General features: G+C 73.0%; 17 protein-coding genes and 2 pseudogenes. 10 read left to right on the top strand and 9 right to left on the bottom strand.

The window, feature by feature from the left end:
* Positions 1–28 precede the first annotated feature (28 nt).
* Entirely contained in the window at positions 29–1,114 is a 1,086-nt protein-coding gene (locus AB0M03_RS07840; RefSeq protein ID WP_363489606.1) for a hydrogenase expression protein HypE, read from the bottom strand.
* Between the two features lie 256 nt (positions 1,115–1,370).
* On the opposite strand from AB0M03_RS07840, the gene AB0M03_RS07835 reads away from it, so the two are divergent.
* From AB0M03_RS07835 to AB0M03_RS07825, 3 genes are read left to right on the top strand one after another with little or no spacing between them, the layout of a single operon-like run.
* Complete coding sequence (locus tag AB0M03_RS07835; protein ID WP_363489604.1) at positions 1,371–1,958, top strand: cupin domain-containing protein; 588 nt, start codon at positions 1,371–1,373, stop codon at positions 1,956–1,958.
* Between the two features lie 42 nt (positions 1,959–2,000).
* On the top strand, positions 2,001–3,404 hold the full coding sequence (locus AB0M03_RS07830) for an FAD-binding oxidoreductase (protein ID WP_363489602.1): 1,404 nt from the start codon (positions 2,001–2,003) through the stop codon (positions 3,402–3,404).
* A 57-nt stretch (positions 3,405–3,461) separates the two neighbouring features.
* Positions 3,462–3,830: a VOC family protein gene (locus AB0M03_RS07825; protein WP_363489600.1), complete on the top strand. Its 369-nt coding sequence runs from the start codon at positions 3,462–3,464 to the stop codon at positions 3,828–3,830.
* 129 nt (positions 3,831–3,959) lie between these two features.
* Here the strand turns inward: AB0M03_RS07825 and AB0M03_RS07820 are convergent, their stop codons facing one another.
* Together AB0M03_RS07820 and AB0M03_RS07815 are read right to left on the bottom strand one after the other, a co-directional pair.
* Positions 3,960–4,964 carry a GNAT family N-acetyltransferase gene (locus AB0M03_RS07820; RefSeq protein WP_363489598.1) on the bottom strand — a complete coding sequence of 335 codons (1,005 nt, stop codon included), beginning with the start codon at positions 4,962–4,964 and terminating at the stop codon, positions 3,960–3,962.
* 67 nt (positions 4,965–5,031) lie between these two features.
* Entirely contained in the window at positions 5,032–5,244 is a 213-nt protein-coding gene (locus AB0M03_RS07815; RefSeq protein WP_363489596.1) for a hypothetical protein, read from the bottom strand.
* Between the two features lie 216 nt (positions 5,245–5,460).
* On the opposite strand from AB0M03_RS07815, the gene AB0M03_RS07810 reads away from it, so the two are divergent.
* Positions 5,461–5,853, top strand: coding sequence for a VOC family protein (locus tag AB0M03_RS07810; protein WP_363489594.1), 393 nt, complete (start codon positions 5,461–5,463; stop codon positions 5,851–5,853).
* A 24-nt stretch (positions 5,854–5,877) separates the two neighbouring features.
* Here the strand turns inward: AB0M03_RS07810 and AB0M03_RS07805 are convergent, their stop codons facing one another.
* The gene (locus tag AB0M03_RS07805) at positions 5,878–6,447 is read right to left on the bottom strand and encodes a GNAT family N-acetyltransferase (protein ID WP_363489592.1); all 570 of its coding nucleotides are present in this window, start codon (positions 6,445–6,447) and stop codon (positions 5,878–5,880) included.
* Positions 6,448–6,692: 245 nt separating this feature from the next.
* On the opposite strand from AB0M03_RS07805, the gene AB0M03_RS07800 reads away from it, so the two are divergent.
* The 3 genes from AB0M03_RS07800 to AB0M03_RS07790 all read left to right on the top strand — a co-directional run bounded on the left by AB0M03_RS07800 (position 6,693) and on the right by AB0M03_RS07790 (position 8,975).
* Complete coding sequence (locus AB0M03_RS07800) at positions 6,693–7,367, top strand: hypothetical protein (RefSeq protein WP_363489590.1); 675 nt, start codon at positions 6,693–6,695, stop codon at positions 7,365–7,367.
* 184 nt (positions 7,368–7,551) lie between these two features.
* Positions 7,552–8,052: a ricin-type beta-trefoil lectin domain protein gene (locus AB0M03_RS07795; RefSeq protein ID WP_363489588.1), complete on the top strand. Its 501-nt coding sequence runs from the start codon at positions 7,552–7,554 to the stop codon at positions 8,050–8,052.
* 146 nt (positions 8,053–8,198) lie between these two features.
* Entirely contained in the window at positions 8,199–8,975 is a 777-nt protein-coding gene (locus AB0M03_RS07790) for an MBL fold metallo-hydrolase (RefSeq protein WP_363489586.1), read from the top strand.
* A 69-nt stretch (positions 8,976–9,044) separates the two neighbouring features.
* On the opposite strand, the gene AB0M03_RS07785 is transcribed toward AB0M03_RS07790, so the two are convergent.
* The gene (locus AB0M03_RS07785; protein ID WP_363489584.1) at positions 9,045–10,430 is read right to left on the bottom strand and encodes an FAD-dependent oxidoreductase; all 1,386 of its coding nucleotides are present in this window, start codon (positions 10,428–10,430) and stop codon (positions 9,045–9,047) included.
* A 142-nt stretch (positions 10,431–10,572) separates the two neighbouring features.
* Between AB0M03_RS07785 and AB0M03_RS07780 the strand changes: the two are divergent.
* Together AB0M03_RS07780 and AB0M03_RS07775 are read left to right on the top strand one after the other, a co-directional pair.
* Positions 10,573–10,803 (top strand): annotated as a pseudogene (locus AB0M03_RS07780) (phosphotransferase); the annotation flags it as partial.
* A 45-nt stretch (positions 10,804–10,848) separates the two neighbouring features.
* A complete protein-coding gene (locus AB0M03_RS07775) occupies positions 10,849–11,061 on the top strand; it encodes a hypothetical protein (RefSeq protein ID WP_363489582.1) in 213 nt (70 codons plus the stop codon).
* Between the two features lie 22 nt (positions 11,062–11,083).
* On the opposite strand, the gene AB0M03_RS07770 is transcribed toward AB0M03_RS07775, so the two are convergent.
* The 4 genes and pseudogenes from AB0M03_RS07770 to AB0M03_RS07755 all read right to left on the bottom strand — a co-directional run bounded on the left by AB0M03_RS07770 (position 11,084) and on the right by AB0M03_RS07755 (position 12,691).
* The gene (locus AB0M03_RS07770; protein WP_363489580.1) at positions 11,084–11,674 is read right to left on the bottom strand and encodes a hypothetical protein; all 591 of its coding nucleotides are present in this window, start codon (positions 11,672–11,674) and stop codon (positions 11,084–11,086) included.
* 139 nt (positions 11,675–11,813) lie between these two features.
* Positions 11,814–11,957: pseudogene (locus AB0M03_RS07765) on the bottom strand (sigma factor); the annotation flags it as partial.
* 33 nt (positions 11,958–11,990) lie between these two features.
* The gene (locus AB0M03_RS07760; protein WP_363489578.1) at positions 11,991–12,392 is read right to left on the bottom strand and encodes a YciI family protein; all 402 of its coding nucleotides are present in this window, start codon (positions 12,390–12,392) and stop codon (positions 11,991–11,993) included.
* A 128-nt stretch (positions 12,393–12,520) separates the two neighbouring features.
* Entirely contained in the window at positions 12,521–12,691 is a 171-nt protein-coding gene (locus AB0M03_RS07755) for a hypothetical protein (protein WP_363489576.1), read from the bottom strand.
* 599 nt (positions 12,692–13,290) lie between these two features.
* Between AB0M03_RS07755 and AB0M03_RS07750 the strand changes: the two genes are divergently transcribed.
* Positions 13,291–15,447, top strand: a complete 2,157-nt coding sequence (locus AB0M03_RS07750; protein ID WP_363489768.1) for a hypothetical protein — start codon at positions 13,291–13,293, stop codon at positions 15,445–15,447.
* Positions 15,448–15,468 lie beyond the last annotated feature (21 nt).

Raw genomic sequence — 15,468 nt, 5'->3', positions numbered from 1 at the left:
CCCGTCCGGCGCGCGGCGTCCGGTGCGGTCACCAGGGGGTGCGGTAACCGGTGGTCAGCTTGCGGCCGGTGCGCCGCCACTTGGGCTCCTTGTCCACCGTCCTCGCGGTGATGGAGCGCAGGCGGCGGATGGCGGCCCCGTAGGCCTCGCTGGCGGTGACGGAGACCCGGGCGCCCGGGGGCTCGTCCATGAAGGGCATGAACTTGTCCGGGAAGCCGGGCATGGTGCAGGCGATGCAGACGCCGCCCACGTTCGGACAGCCGCCGACGCCGTTGATCCAGCCGCGCTTGGGCACGTTGCACTTGACGACGGGGCCCCAGCAGCCGAGCCTCACCAGGCACTCCGGCTCGCCGTACGCCTCCGCGAACTGTCCCTGCTCGTAGTAGCCGCCGCGGTCGCAGCCCTCGTGGACGGTTGCGCCGAACAGCCAGGTCGGCCGCAGCTTGTCGTCCAGCGGGATCATCGGGGCCGAACCCGCCAACTGGTACAGCAGGTAGGTCAGCGTCTCGGAGAAGTTGTCCGGCTGGATCGGACAGCCCGGCACGCAGACGATCGGCAGCCCGGCCTTGGACGTCCAGTCCCAGCCCAGGTAGTCGGGCACACCCATCGCGCCGGTCGGATTGCCCGCCATGGCATGGATTCCGCCGTACGTGGCACAGGTGCCGATCGCGACCACGGCGGTGGCCTTGGGCGCGAGGCGGTCGAGCCACTCGCTGGTGGTGATCGGCTGGCCGGTCTCCGGGTCGTCGCCGAAGCCGCACCAGTAGCCCTCGGGCTTGATCGACTCGTTGGGGATGGATCCCTCCACCACCAGCACGAACGGCTCGAGTTCGCCGCGGTCGGCCTTGAAGAACCACTCGACGAAGTTGTCCGCGCCCTGCACCGGGCCGCACTCGAAGTCGATCAGCGGCCAGTGCACCGCGACCTCCGGCAGACCCGGCAGGGCGCCGGTGACGATCTCCTCGATGCTCGGCTGCATCGCGGCGGTCAGCGAGACCGAGTCGCCGTCACAGCTCAGACCGGCGTTGATCCAGAGGATGTGCACCGGCGGCTGCTTGCCGGCCGGTGCCCCGCCCTGGCCTTCGGCCTGGGCAGTGGTAGCCGTAGCACCCATGTGGATGCCTCCTAGAAACGGGGATGAGACCGGACAAAACGGACTCAATGCTTTTCATAGCAGCGTCCGTGCTCCTCCGCCCGGGCGAACGGCCGACAGGGTCGCTCGAACGGACTCAGCCGGAAGCGGGCGCAACGGCGTGTCCTGCGGCCCCTTGTGCCGCCCCGTCGAGCGGCATACGGTGTGTTCCGCCTGATCGAACGCATCGTTTGGTCGGTGTCCCTCGCCCGTCCGTCCGAGCCGAACCGGGTGCCCCATGACCGATCAGACGGCCGCCGCCGCACCGGATGCGGACCTGCTGGCCCTCGGCGCCCGCATCCGCGGCTACCGGGAGATGCGCGGCCTGTCGCTGCGCGGCCTCGGTGAGGCGGCCGGCGCCAGCCCCGGCTTCCTCAGCCAGGTCGAACGCGGCCTCGCCGGCGCCAGCATCGGGATGCTCCGCAGGATCGCCGGCGCCCTCGGCCTCGCCATGGCCGACCTCTTCGACCAGGACACCCCCGCAGGCCCCCGCGTCGTCCGCCGTGCCGAGCGCCCCGCCCTGCACGCCGCCCCCGGCACCCGCAAGTACCTCGTCTCGCAGCGGCCGCTCTCCCACCTGGAGGTCTACGCGGGCGAGTTCGACCCCGGCACCTCGACCGGTGAGGAGGCGTACAGCCACGGCGACTCCCAGGAGATCCTGGTCGTCCTCGCCGGCAGCGTCACCGTCGAGCTCGACGGGCACCCGTACACCCTGCACACCGGCGACAGCCTCGACTACCGCACCTCCGCACCGCACCGGGTGGCCAACACCTCGGACGGCCCCGCCGAGGTGCTCTGGATCATCAGCCCGGCCACCCCGGACTGACCGACCTCTCCGACCGGACCGACCCCCACCGAGGCAGTGAACATGAGCCCCACCCGGCCCGCCGGACCCGCCCGCACCAACGGTGCCGTCTCCTTCTGGTACGCCGCCGACGGCCTGCCCGACCGCCGCCCGGCCCTGGACGGCGACCTCGACGTGGACGTCGCCCTCGTCGGCGGCGGCTACACCGCCCTGTGGACCGCCTACTACCTCAAGCAGGCCGAGCCCTCGTTGCGGATCGCCGTCCTGGAGAAGGAGTTCGCCGGGTTCGGCGCCTCCGGCCGCAACGGCGGCTGGCTCACCTCCGCGCTGCCCGGCCAGTTCCGCCGCTACGCCGCCGCCCACGGCCGGCCCGCCGCCGCGGCCATGCAGAAGGCCATGTTCGCCACCGTCGACGAAGTGGTCTCGGTGGCCGCCGCCGAGGGCATCGACGCCGACATCCGCAAGGACGGCGAGCTGCACGTCGCCGTCGGCCCCGTCCAGGAGCAGCGGATGCTCGCCCACCTCCCCGCCCTGCGCGGCGAGGGCTGGGACGAACAGGACATGGTCCGCCTCGGCGCCGGCGAACTCGCCGACCGGGTGCGCGTCGCCGGTGCTCGCGGCGCCCTGTGGACACCGCACAGCGCCCGCATCCACCCGGCCAAGCTGGTCCGCGGCCTCGCCGCCGCCGTCGAACGGCTCGGCGTCACCGTGTACGAGGACACCGAGGTCGTCGCGATCCGCCCCGGCGCAGCCGTCTGCCGCCGTGGCACCGTCCGCGCCCGGTACGTCGTCCGCGCGCTGGAGGGCTTCACCGCCGGGATGCCGGGCCACCGCCGCACCTGGGTGCCGATGAACAGCAGCATGATCGTCACCGCGCCGCTGGACCGGCAGGTCTGGGACGAGATCGGCTGGCGGGGCGCCGAGGTCCTGGGGGACGAGGCGCACGCCTACTGCTACCTCCAGCGCACCGCGGACGACCGGATCGCCATCGGCGGCCGCGGCGTCCCCTACCGCTTCGGCTCGCACGTCGACACCCGCGGCGAGACGCACGTCTCCACGCAGTGCGGCCTCGCCGAGCTGCTCGGCAGGTTGTTCCCCGCCGCGGCCGGCGCCCCGATCGACCACGCCTGGTCCGGGGTGCTCGGCGTGCCCCGCGACTGGTGCGCCACCGTCCAGCTCGACCCGGCGACCGGGCTCGGCGCCGCCGGCGGCTACGTCGGCCACGGTGTCGCCACCGCCAACCTCGCCGGCCGCACCCTGCGGGACCTGGTGCTCGGCCACGACACCGAACTCACCCGGCTGCCCTGGGTCGGCCGCAAGGTGCGCGGCTGGGAGCCCGAACCGCTGCGCTGGCTCGGCATCCGCGGCCTGTACGTCGCCTACCGCGCGGCCGACCGGCGCGAGGCGGCCGGGCTCGGACGGACCTCGCTGATCGCCCGCGCCGCCGACCTGCTGAGCGGCCGCTGACGACCCGTCGGCGATTGAGGCCAGGAACTGGCCTGTATGCGGGGCACACTACCGGGCATGACGACATTCCGTGGCCTCGCCACCATCCGCTACCACGCCGAGGACCTCGCCGGGGCGCGCAGCTGGTACACCGAAGTCCTGGGTCTGGAACCGTACTTCGAGCAGCCCGACTACATCGAGTTCCGACTCGGCGACCACTCGCAGGAGTTCGGCATTTCCCGCACCCCCTCAGCCCCGGCCGGTGTCGTCGCCTACTGGCACGTCGACGACGTGGACGCCGAGATGGCGCGGCTGCTGGACCTCGGCGCCGAGGAGCACGAGCCGCTCCGCAACTACGGCCCGTTCCGGGCCGGCGCCGTGCTCGACCCCTTCGGCAACATCCTCGGCATCATGCACAACCCGCACTACCTGGAGGTCCTGGCCTGAGCACTCGGGCGCCCCGTTCCAGCGGTCGTCGTGGTGGAGGGCCAGGGCCTCGCACGCGGTGCGCCAGCCGGCGGCGTCGTGCTGCGCCCGTCTCCTCGTCCTGGACGGCCGCCATTCCGCCGGAGCGGTTCAGGACTCGGTGCCGGGCTCCCAGAGGGGCTTGAGCTGGGCGATCCAGGTGTCCTTGACGGTGAATCCGACGTGGCCGTAGAGGCCGAGGGCGCCGGTCGGGGAGTCCGCGTCGACGCCGAGGGAGGCGGTGGCGAAGCCGTCCTCGCGGGCCTGGGCGAGGGTGTGCGCCAGCAGGGCGGAGGCGATGCCGCGCTTGCGGCCGGCGCGGCAGGTGCCGACCAGCGAGATGTAGAGGTCGCGCTCGCCGGTGGCCTCGGTGTGCGCGGCGTACTCCTCGCCGAGCACGAAGCCGAGCGGGCGGCCGTCGGCGCCGCCGTCCGCGGTGTCGTAGGCGATGGAGCTCAGGCCCGGGCGGAAGGCCGGATTGGCCGTCATGTGGGCCCAGCTCTCCACCGTCTGCTCGGTGGAGCCCCAGTGGTCGCGGAAGGCGTCGTTGCGCACCAGCCGGACGTCCTCGGAGCGCTCGGGGGTGAAGCCGCGGACCTCGACCCCGTCCGGTGCGGGGATGTCGGGCAGCGGCTCCAGCAGGTCGCGGGTCATGCCGTGGAACCAGCGCGACGCCGTGTAGCCGTGCGCCGCGTACAGCTCCCCGGCGGGGGCGTTGCGGGACAGGCTGGAGCTGTAGAGGGTCAGCGGGTGGTCCGGGTAGCGGTCCAGGTGGATCGGCAGCGCCGCCTGCTCCGCCCACTCCAGCAGTGCGGCGCCGATGCCGCGGCCGCGGTGGGCCGGGTGGACGCCGCCCAGGTAGTACAGCTCGTGCACCGGGTCGGCGGCCGTCCGGGCCTTCAGATAGCCGTAGCCGACCATCTTCGGCCCGTCGTAGAAGGCGATCGATCCGCGCGGGAAGTCGCAGTACGGGTCCGCCAGGTACTCGTGGAGGTCGTCCGGGCCGTGGTGCTCGTCCTCCCGGTCCTCGGCCTCGATGGCGGCCAGCAGCTCCAGCCACTCGCCGATCTGGTCGGCGTCGATCGGCCGCCGGTCGTAACGTGCGTCAGTGCCCATACCGCGGATTCTCGACGCCCCGGCGGCGCCCTGGCAAAGGATTTACGGCGGAGCGGCCCGGCGGCCTTCAGTCCTTCGGTGGGGCGGCGCCGTCGCCGTCCGGCCGCTGCGCCGTCCGTTCCGGGGCCGTCCGGGCGGCCAGCTCGTAGAGGGCGTTGGTGGTCTCGGGGTGCTGGATCTCGTCGAGGAGGTGGTCCTGCTCCGGGTTTCCCGAGTAGCGGAGCGTGCTCACGGCCTTGCTCGCCGCATCCGCCGCGTCCCTGGAATGCAGCCTGCTCACGGCGGCCTCCTTCCGGTGGCGTCCGGATGCCGGAGGTGCTCCGGGGCCCCTGGGACAAGTCTAGGACGTGTCTTCAAGGGTCATGGGTGCGCCACGAGGGGCGTTCGGGGGCGGCTTCCGAATCGACCACCCGAATGCACTCTCGGGCCGGTGGGGCCTGACGTTCCGTCGGCAAACGGATGGACCCGGCGCCGCAACACGGCAATAGTGGCGCCCATGGCTTCTCTCGTGCGACACATCACCATCGACTGCGCCGACGCCTACCGGCTCGGCACCTTCTGGGCGGCTGTCCTGGACAGCTCCGTCCACGACGACGACCGGCCCGGCGACCCCGAGTGCCTGGTCGAGAGCAAGGGCGGCGGACTGCTCTTCGTCACCGTGCCGGAGCCGAAGACCGTCAAGAACCGCGTCCACCTGGACGTCCAGCCCCAGGACCGCACCCGCGACGAGGAGGTCGAGCGCCTGCTCGCCCTCGGCGCCGCGCTGGCCGCGGACCACCGCAGGCCGGACGGCACCGGCTGGGTCACCCTGGCCGACCCGGAGGGCAACGAGTTCTGCGTCGAGCGCAGCGCCGCCGAGCGCAGCGCCGCCGAGCGCAGCGGCGCCTGAGCGGACGCCCCCGGGCGGGCGGCGTCAGCGGTCCGGGTGCGGCGGCCGGGCGGGCAGCAGGGCCGCGGCGTCGCGCCAGGCGAAGCGCAGCTTGGCGGGGGCGCCGTGCAGCCGGGCCGGGTCGCCGCCCGGGGGTGGGACGGCCGTCCGCTCCACGCAGGTGCCGCCGCGGGCGCGGTAGAACTGCTGGGCGTCCGTGTTCTGTTCGAGGACCCAGAGGTACACGGACGGCCCCGCCGCCCGCTCGGCGACCGTGCGGGCGGCCCGGGCCAGCAGCCCGGTGCCCGTGCCGGTGCGGTGCCTGCGGTGCGCGACGTGCAGGTTGTCGACCAGGCTGCCCCAGCGCCCGTCGTGGTCGAGGACGAGGTGCACGAATCCCGCCAGCCCCTCCGCGTCCTCGGCCAGCACGGTCGCACTGCCGGCGGGCACGGCGAGCCGGGTCGACCACACGGCCCGGCGGTCGCCGAGCACGTCGCCGTCCAGGAAGGCGTCGGAGTAGGCGCCGCGGTAGTGGCGCCGCCAGCTGTCGGCGTGCAGCAGGGCCACCTGCTCGGCATCCTCGGGGCCTGCCTCGCGGTAGAACAGGGCTGTCATGGCGTCACCTCTCGTCGGCCACCGGGCAGCTGCCCGGAGTCGCAGGTCAAGTCGTCGCTCCGGCCACCAGGGACGCCATCGCTTCGGGCGGCGGGCAGGGCCGGCGGCGTGTCCGGATTGGCGGCGAGCCCGCAGAGGATGTCCTGCACGTGGGGAATCCTGCCGGAGCCGCTCCGGGGCGTCGCGTGAATTTCGGCAGGTGGACGGCCGCGGGGCTGTCACAGGGGTGTGGCACAGTGCCGCGCATGGAGAACGACATGCACGGTGCGGCCCTGGTCGAGCGGGTCATCGCGAAGGTCAGGGAGGACGGCTGGGAGGCCGCCGACATGCCCGACCTGGACGAGGAGCCGGTGCCGCTCGCACCGGAGGCCATCGACGCGCTGCGGATGCCGGGCGGCCGGCCGCTGCCGCCGAGCCTGCGCCGCTGGCTCGCCTTCGACTCCCGGCTGCCCGTCGACCTCGGCTGGTACGAGGAGCCGTCGGCACCCGCCCTGGCGGGCCGCTCCCTGTCGGAAACCACCGAGGAGATGTACGGCTTCGGGCCCGGCGAGGAGGGCTGGGCGGCGATGTTCGGCGAGTTCGAGGCGCTGCTGCCGGGCCGCGGCTTCCCGCTGGTCGGCGGCTCCGACTCGCGGCGGCTGCTGTACGTCGGCGAGCCGGACTCGGCGGGGGAGTACCCGGTGCTGGTCACCGACACCGACGACCTGCCGTACGTGGCGGTGATGTACCCGGGGCTGGACGTCTACCTCGCCGACGAGGCGGGCCTGCTGGACCTGGACTTCGACACGTACACCGGGTTGATGGACCATCCGGTCTACGGGGGCCGGATGCGCGAGCACGCGGAGCTGACGCGGCTGGGCACCGAGGGTCTGGAGATCCAGGACCTGTACTTCCCGGATGCCGGGGCCGACACGGACTGAGCACCGCGCACCGGGTGCCGCACCGGGGGCGGTGCCGTCCCCGGGCGGCAGCGCTCCACGGGTGTGTCGATTTGTGCCGATCTAGCATCGTTCGGGAACGGACCTGTCAGTGCGTCAGCCGGGGTCCGTTCCGCTGCTGCCGTCCCCCGGTCTGCGGACTCACCTCCCGAAAGGATGCACCGCCGTGCGCGTGCCCACCCCCGCCCGACTCCTCCTGCCAGCGCTCAGCGCCGCCCTGGCCGTACCCTTGCTGACCGCGGCGCCCGGTGCGGCGGCGGCCTCCGCCGAGTTCGGGCCGCTCGTCCGGTTCAAGAGCGCGAAGTTCGGCAAGTGCATCTTCGACACGCCCGGCGGTGGCGGCTCCAACTACAAGCTGCGCGACTGCCACGAGGACGACCTGCGGCAGCAGTTCGCCCGGGACCAGCTCGGCGACGGCTCCATCGTCTACAAGGGGGTCGCCTCCGGCCAGTGTCTGGACAACAACGGCACCGCGGCCTACGCACACGACTGCAACAGCAGCGGCTACCAGCACTGGTGGGAGAAGAACAAGGCCGGCCCGGTGATCACCCTGCAGAACCAGCAGACCCTGCAGTGCCTCGACAGCGACGGCGAGAACGTCTACGTCCACGAGTGCGGCGAACTGACCAACCCCAACCAGCGCTGGCAGATCGTCACCCTGCCCTGACGGTGCCCGGGCGGCGGCCCCGCCCCGAGGGGCCGCCGATCGGTGGTTCCGATCGTTCGGCGCCGACCGGCCGGGGCGGGAACAACGGCGGGCGCCCGGCGATTGTCCCCGGTGCCCGTGATCACCGTCCGGAGGGGGACCCGTCCATGGCCACGCTGACCGTCCGTTACATCGGCGGCCCGACCGCCGTCCTGGAGCTCGGCGGTGTCCGGCTGCTCACCGACCCGACCTTCGACGCGCCGGGCGTCCACCCGGTCGGTTCGCGCAGCCTCACCAAGACGGCGGGCCCCGCGGTGCCGGCCGCCGACCTCGGCCCGCTGGACGCCGTACTGCTCTCGCACGACCACCACCCCGACAACCTGGACGACGCCGGGCGGGCCCTCGTCACCGCGCCCGACGCGCCGCCCGTGCTCTCCACCGCCCCGGCGTCCGAGCGGCTCGGCGGCGGGGTCCGCGCCCTGCCGAACTGGCAGCACACCGCACTCGCCCGACCCGACGGCGGGGAGCTGCGGATCACCGGCGTGCCCGCCCTGCACGGGCCCGAGGGCAGCGAGCACCTGGTGGGCGAGGTCACCGGCTTCGTACTGTCCGGCGACGGCCTGCCCACCGTCTACGTCAGCGGCGACAACGCCTCGTTGGACATCGTCCGCGAGGTCGCCGACCGGCTCGGCCCGGTCGACGTCGCCGTGCTCTTCGCCGGGGCCGCCCGCACTGCGCTCGTCCCGGACGCGCCGCTCACCCTGACCAGCGCCGCGGCCGCCGAGGCCGCCGGGATCCTCGGCGCCCGCCACGTCGTGCCGCTGCACTTCGAGCACTGGGCGCACTTCACCGAGGGCGGCGCCTCGCTCGCGGAGGCCTTCGCCCGGGCCGGTCTGACCGACCGTCTGCACCTCCTCGCACCGGGCGCGTCCGTCGAGCTCTGAACACGCCGACACGGCGAGGCGCGGACGGGCGCGGCGGCGGGGAGTCCCGTCCGCGCCCGGGCGGCCCGGTCAGTCCCGTACGGCGGGCGTCAGGGAGCTGCCCGAGGCCCGCAGCATCTCCTCGCGCGGCACGACCTTGATCCGCTCGCGGCCCTCGCGCTCGCCGAGCGCGCGCTCGTGGGCGTCCAGGCCCTTCCAGCCCTCCCAGGTGGTGAAGTCGACGCCGCGCTCCTCGAGGAAGGCGACGACGGCGTCCTCGGCGGGCGAGGCGGCGAGGCGCAGCAGGCCGGCCCGGTGGTCCTCGACCAGGCAGGCGATCGTCTCGTTGGCGTCGCCCTTGGTGTGGCCGATCAGACCGACCGGGCCGCGCTTGACCCAGCCGGTCACGTACGTCGAGGGCAGGTGCGCCCCGGCCTCGACGACCCGGCCGGCCTCGTGCGGGACGGTCGCCGACAGGGTGTCGAACGGCAGCTTGGGCAGCTCGTCCGAGGCGTACCCGACGGCGCGGTAGACGGCCTGGACGTCCCAGTCGCGGAAGATGCCGGTGCCCTTGGTGTCACCGGTGCCGTCCAGGGCGGTGCGCTCGGTGCGCAGGCCGACCACCCGGCCGTCCTCGCCGACCACCTCGACCGGGGACTCGAAGAAGTGCAGGTGGATGCGGTGAGGGCGGTCGCCGATGTCGCGGATCGCCCAGTTCTCCAGCGTGGCGGCGACCATGTCGGCCTGCTTGTTGGCGCGCCGGGCGGCGATCGAGCCGTCGTCGTACTCGATGTCCTCCGGGTCGACGATCACCTCGATCGTGGGGGAGTGGTCCAGCTCGCGCAGCTCCATCGGGCTGAACTTCGCCTGCGCCGGGCCGCGCCGGCCGAACACGTGGATCTCCACGGCCCGGTTGGCCGCCAGGCCGTCGTACACGTTCCCCGGGATCTCGGTCGGCAGCAGCTCGTCGGCGGTCTTCGCCAGGATGCGGGCCACGTCGAGGGCGACGTTGCCGACGCCGAGCACCGCGACCTTCTCGGCCTCCAGCGGCCAGCTGCGCGGCACGTCCGGGTGGCCGTCGTACCAGGAGACGAAGTCGGCGGCGCCGTACGAACCCTCCAGCTCGATGCCGGGGATGCGGAGGTCGCGGTCGGCGACCGCGCCGGTGGCGAACACCAGGGCGTCGTAGAAGCGGTGCAGGTCGTCCAGCGAGAGGTCGCCCGGGTAGTCGACGTTGCCGAAGAACCGGACCTGCGGCTTGTCGAGCACCTGGTGCAGGGCGGTCACGATGCCCTTGATCCGCGGGTGGTCGGGCGCCACGCCGTAGCGGATCAGCCCGAACGGCGCGGGCAGCCGCTCCAGGATGTCGATCGAGACCCCCGGGTCGGCGGCGATGTCGGACTTGAGCAGGGCATCGGCCGCGTAGACACCGGCGGGGCCGGCTCCGACGATCGCGACCCGGACGGGGCGGGACATGGCGGCATCCTTCGGCAGGGGCGGGCCGCAGGCGGCCCGGGACGGACGGCGGAGAGGTTCCGACTGCCACCCTCGCCCGAGCACCCGCCCGGTGGTACATGCCTCGGATTTATGGATCCATAAGACTGTTGTATGACTCGACCTGGGGTCGCCGTCGCTCGGGGGCCGGCCCGGCCACGCCGGCCTCCCCGAGCGCTTCGCCGCCGCCCTCGCCGAGGCGCGCCGCCCCGCCCTCGTCCACTTCGACGCCTGGGAGGGCAACATCGTCCTCACCCGCGACCCGGACGGCAGCCACGGCGCCGGCGGCACCTGGCGGCTCCGCGGCCTCATCGACGGCGAACGCGCCTTCTTCGGCGACCCGCTCGCCGAACTCGTCGGCCTCGACCCGCTCGGCACCCCCGAGGACGACCCCGACCTGATGGCCGGCTACCGGAGCATCACCCCGGACCTGACCACCACCACACCCGGTGCCCGGGCCAGGCTCGCCCTCTACCGGATCCACCTGGCGCTGGTCATGCGGGTCGAGTCCGCGCCCCGCCGCTACGCCCCCGACCACACCGCCTGGCTGCTCTCCTGGTCCGCCGAGCGGGTCGCCGAACAGCTCGCGGTCCTGGAGCCGCTCGCCGACTGAACCGATCCGGCCCCGGCGGCTCTCACCGGTCCGGGGTGCGGGTCCGCGTCGCCATCGCCGTCCGGAAGTCGGCCAGTTCGTGGTCGGTCATGCCCTGCCACAGGGCCTTCCGCCGGTGCAGCGAGTGGACGGCCACCAAGGCCCTCTGCCGGCGGCAGAACGGCTCCCGCAGCTCCGCGCGCGGCAGCTCGCCCTTCGGCGGGTAGGGGCACAGCTCGAACGGGCAGTCGCGCAGGCGGGTGGAGCCCGGCTCGGCCGCGCCCGGCATGCCCACCGTGCGTTCCGGCTGCAGCGGCCTGCGGTCCTCGGCCGGGCACGGCGGCAGGGACGCCCGGTTGGTGCGCTCCAGCCGGGCCTCCAGGTCCTCGACCGCGCCGCTCCGCTCGGTGAGGTTCAGCAGCAGGAGCACGTCGGCCAGCAACTGCTGCGCCCGCGGGTGCAGGGTGCTCCAGCCCACCGAGGGCGGGATCCGGAGGTCGTGCTTGCGGTACACGCCGGGATCGGCCGGGCTGGACCCGATGTCGGCCATCGCCCCCTTCTCGTCGATCCACACGAAGCGCTCCGGGTGTCCGGACTCCAGGGCCAACGCCGCCAGGTCTCCGGCCTCGGCCACGAAGGGGTGCAGCCGGGGCGCGCCCCGCCGCGTCGAGCGCGGCGAGCAGCTCCAGCCCGGCGTGCGGGCCGTGCGCCATGGCGGCGGCGACGGCCCGGTTCAGCGAGACCACCGGGTTGTCGGAGAGGCGTTCCAGCACCTGCGGGTGGTCGGGGAGCCCCTGCTCCGGCCACCGGGCGGCGGCCGCGATCAGTGCCTCCTGGACGGCGTCCTCGGCGGCGTAGAAGTCGCCGTGGCGGCGGGTGAGCACGCCGACGACCCGCGGCGCGAGCTCGCGCAGCAGGTCGTCGACGCGGGGACCGGTGCCGGTCGGGGCTCAGAGCTCCGTGGGCGGGGCGGCCATCACCTGCCGCACCTCGATCGGCATGTTCAGCGGCTTGCCACCGGGGCCGGGGGCGGAGGAGGCGCGCGCGGCGATCTCCAGCGCCCGCTGCTCGCTCTCGCAGTCGAGGATCCAGTAGCCGGCCAGGAACTCCTTGGTCTCCGGGAAGGGGCCCTCGGTGACCAGCGGCGTGCCGTCGCCCGAAGCGCGGACGATCTTCGCGGTGTCGGGGAAGGCGAGGCCCTGCGCGTCCACGAACTCGCCGTTCCGGACGAGCTCGGCGTTGGTCTCGTGCATGAACGCGATGTGCGCCCGGACCTCCTCCTCGGCCCACTCGGTGATCGCAGGGAAGTCGTTGCCCCGGGCGCTGAACTGCATCAGCAGCATGTACTTCATCGCTCTCTCCTCCACTCGGGCGGCCCCGGGCGGGGCGCGCTCTCACAGGTGGGTGGAAGCCGGCGGCGCGATTTCGACACCGGGCGCGGGAAATCCGGAAGATTCTTCCCGTGCGCCGGCGGGCCCCGCTAGCGCAGGTCGGCGCGGCGGGCGCGGCCCCACCAGGAGAGGAAGGAGTCGAAGACCTGGCCCGTGCCGGGCGGCACCGGCCTGCGGTGCCTGGGCCTGGACCAGGCTCGCGCCTGCACGGCGAGGTCCCGGGGGGTGCAGGAGCAGCTGGCGGGGGAGCACGGTGTCATGGACGTGGCCTTCCCATGCACTGTCGCGGTCTCGTCACGGAACCGTACCGGCGGCGCAACCGCAAACCGGTCCTGACGCGCCGTCGGGAGTGGAATGCACCCTTCCGATTGTGTTGTCCGGGCCTGCCCGGACGGGCCGCCGACGGCGATCCTGAGAGGTTCCTGGGAGTCGGGCGGGTGCACGGACGGCTCCGGGCCGGTACGGTCGGGCAGTCGAGCAGCGCGTTCCCCTCCGCCGGTGCAGGGCGTACAACTGGGAGTTTGCTGAGCGGGGGGCGCATGCGGGGCACGGGGTGGGTACGTGTGAAATGGCAAATGACCCATGTGCTGATTATTCGACAACTTTGCGTTCTCCTGGGCGATTCGGTGGATGCGGTGAGGGTCGATGGTCATACGATGTGCGGCGGGGGATGACGTTGCGCGGCGCCCTGAGCGTCGCGTTTTTTGGTGACCGCACAACCCGTGCACCCGCACACTCCGCACATCGCACAAGCCGGACGGCGACTCTCCGCGCGACCCGCGCGCCGTCCGAAGGGGAGGGACACCTCATGGGGCGTAGAGCCCGCATTGCCGCCGCCTGCACGGTGGCAGGACTGGTCATGACGCTGGCGCCGATGCCCGGCGCGTACGCGGCGCCGACTCCCAGGATCGACCTGAAGCTGCTGGTCGTCGACGACGGCGGACCGGCCGTCGGCGCGATCGTGGCCGAACTCGAGAGCACCGGCGTGCCGTACACCCGGATCGACCTCGCCTCGGCGAGCCGTCCGACCATCGCCGCCGCGTTCCTGAGCGACACGGTGAACGGCGCCCCGCGCGCCAAGTTCCAGGCCGTCGTGATGCCCAGCGAGAGCCCGGCCGGCCTCAGCGCCGGCGAGCTCACCGCGCTCGCCTCGTACGAGCAGCAGTTCGGCATCCGCCAGGTGGACGCCTACACCTACGCCGGTGCCGGCGTGGGCCTCAACTGGGGCACGCTGCCCGGCGCGTACGCCGGCAGCCTGGACGGCGTCCAGGCCCAGGTGACCGCCGCCGGCAAGTCCGGCCCGTTCGGCTACCTCGAGGGCGGCGTCACCTTCGAGGACAACTCCCCGTCGGTCGGGGAGAGCTACGGCTACCTGGCCACGCCGCTCGCCCAGCAGGCGGCCGGCGCCACCTTCACCCCGTACGTGGACGCGCCGATCCCCGGCACCGGCACGCGCGGCTCCCTGGTCGGCGAGTACGCCCACGACGGCCGGCGCGAACTGGTCGTCACCTTCGTCTACAACGCCTACCAGCGGCAGTACCGCCAGCTGGCGCGCGGCATCGTGGAGTGGGCCACCGAGGGCATCCACCTCGGCTACGACCGCAACTACTTCGCCCTGCACGTCGACGACGTCTTCATGGCCGACGACCGCTGGGACACCGTCCTCAAGTGCACCCCCGGCGACGTCACCTGCCCGCCCGGCAGCAACCCGGAGGAGCACCCCAGCCGCATGACGGCTGCGGACGCCCAGTACCTGAAGACGTGGCAGCAGAACCACAACTTCAAGGTCGACCTGGCGTACAACGGCCAGGGCACCGAGGACTTCAAGGCCGAGAACGGCGGCACCGACCCGCTGACCGCCCAGCTCATCGCCGACCAGGCGTCCTACCGGTGGATCAACCACACCTACTCGCACCAGTTCCTCGGCTGCGTGCAGGACGTCACCGTGGTGCCCTGGCGCTGCACCACCGACGCCAACGGCAACACCGTGTGGACCAGCCAGGCCGACATCACCTCCCAGATCACCAACAACCGCACCTGGGCGGCCAACAACGGCCTCACCAACGTGGACAACACCGAGCTGGTCACCGGTGAGCACTCCGGCCTGGTCACCAACCCGCAGCAGCCCACCGACAACCCGTACCTCGCGCCGTCCGTGGACAACACCGGCGTCCGCTGGCTGGCCAGCGACTCCTCCCGCGAGCACGAGCAGCGCGAGGTCGGCGACGCGCTGACCATCCCGCGCTACCCGCTGAACGTGTTCTACAACGCGGCGAAGACGGTCGAGGAGGTGGACGAGTACAACTGGATCTACACCTCCCGCGCCCAGGGCGGCAGCGGCATCTGCGAGGACAACCCGGCCACCAGCACCTGCCTGCCCGCCCCGCTGGACCTGAACACCGGCTACGCCGACTACATCGTCCCGCTGGAGGCCCGACTGGCCGTCAACCGGGCGATCAACAACGACCCGCGGCCGCACTTCGTCCACCAGTCGAACTACGCCGAGGACCGCATCGCCTACCCGGTGATGGAGCGCATCCTCTCCGAGTACGACGGGCTGTACGCCGCCGACACCCCGCTGGTGAACCTCCGCCAGAAGGACATCGGCGTCGAGCTGCAGCGCCGCGCGGCCTGGAACAACGCCGTCGACGCCGGCCAGGTCACCGCCTACCGGATCGGCGACACCGTCACCATCAGCGCCCCGTCCGGTGTCCTCGCCGAGGCCACCATGCCCACCGGCACCAAGCAGCAGCAGCTGATCGGCACCACCGACTTCGGCTCCGCGTACGCCGGGCAGCTGTCCGGTTGGGTCGGCCCCGGTCTCACCCAGACCAGCGTCACCCTGAAGCTGCCGAGCTCCGAGGTGCCCGCGGCGGCCGCCCTGAAGACGATCCGCACGACCATCGCCAAGACGGTCGCCAGCCTGCCGGTGCCCAAGGGCGTCAAGGACCCCGTGCCGGCCGGCCCGACCGCCGACGCCGACACGCTCAACGAGCTGACGACAACCACCGGCTGATCCGGCCGGAAACCGAAGGCC

Source organism: Kitasatospora sp. NPDC051914, assembly GCF_040680995.1.
GTDB lineage: Bacteria > Actinomycetota > Actinomycetes > Streptomycetales > Streptomycetaceae > Kitasatospora.
This window is presented reverse-complemented; position numbering and strand designations above follow the sequence as displayed.

What these genes read in the sequence shown, in the direction of transcription:
- AB0M03_RS07835 (WP_363489604.1), top strand. Translation starts at nt 1,371, where the DNA reads ATGACCGATCAGACGGCCGCCGCCGCACCGGATGCGGACCTGCTGGCC.
- AB0M03_RS07775 (WP_363489582.1), top strand. Translation starts at nt 10,849, where the DNA reads ATGGCCGGCTACCGGAGCATCACCCCGGACCTGACCACCACCACACCC.
- AB0M03_RS07825 (WP_363489600.1), top strand. Translation starts at nt 3,462, where the DNA reads ATGACGACATTCCGTGGCCTCGCCACCATCCGCTACCACGCCGAGGAC.
- AB0M03_RS07785 (WP_363489584.1), bottom strand. Translation starts at nt 10,430, where the DNA reads ATGTCCCGCCCCGTCCGGGTCGCGATCGTCGGAGCCGGCCCCGCCGGT.
- AB0M03_RS07760 (WP_363489578.1), bottom strand. Translation starts at nt 12,392, where the DNA reads ATGAAGTACATGCTGCTGATGCAGTTCAGCGCCCGGGGCAACGACTTC.
- AB0M03_RS07755 (WP_363489576.1), bottom strand. Translation starts at nt 12,691, where the DNA reads ATGACACCGTGCTCCCCCGCCAGCTGCTCCTGCACCCCCCGGGACCTC.
- AB0M03_RS07810 (WP_363489594.1), top strand. Translation starts at nt 5,461, where the DNA reads ATGGCTTCTCTCGTGCGACACATCACCATCGACTGCGCCGACGCCTAC.
- AB0M03_RS07830 (WP_363489602.1), top strand. Translation starts at nt 2,001, where the DNA reads ATGAGCCCCACCCGGCCCGCCGGACCCGCCCGCACCAACGGTGCCGTC.
- AB0M03_RS07805 (WP_363489592.1), bottom strand. Translation starts at nt 6,447, where the DNA reads ATGACAGCCCTGTTCTACCGCGAGGCAGGCCCCGAGGATGCCGAGCAG.
- AB0M03_RS07800 (WP_363489590.1), top strand. Translation starts at nt 6,693, where the DNA reads ATGGAGAACGACATGCACGGTGCGGCCCTGGTCGAGCGGGTCATCGCG.
- AB0M03_RS07750 (WP_363489768.1), top strand. Translation starts at nt 13,291, where the DNA reads ATGACGCTGGCGCCGATGCCCGGCGCGTACGCGGCGCCGACTCCCAGG.
- AB0M03_RS07790 (WP_363489586.1), top strand. Translation starts at nt 8,199, where the DNA reads ATGGCCACGCTGACCGTCCGTTACATCGGCGGCCCGACCGCCGTCCTG.
- AB0M03_RS07840 (WP_363489606.1), bottom strand. Translation starts at nt 1,114, where the DNA reads ATGGGTGCTACGGCTACCACTGCCCAGGCCGAAGGCCAGGGCGGGGCA.
- AB0M03_RS07820 (WP_363489598.1), bottom strand. Translation starts at nt 4,964, where the DNA reads ATGGGCACTGACGCACGTTACGACCGGCGGCCGATCGACGCCGACCAG.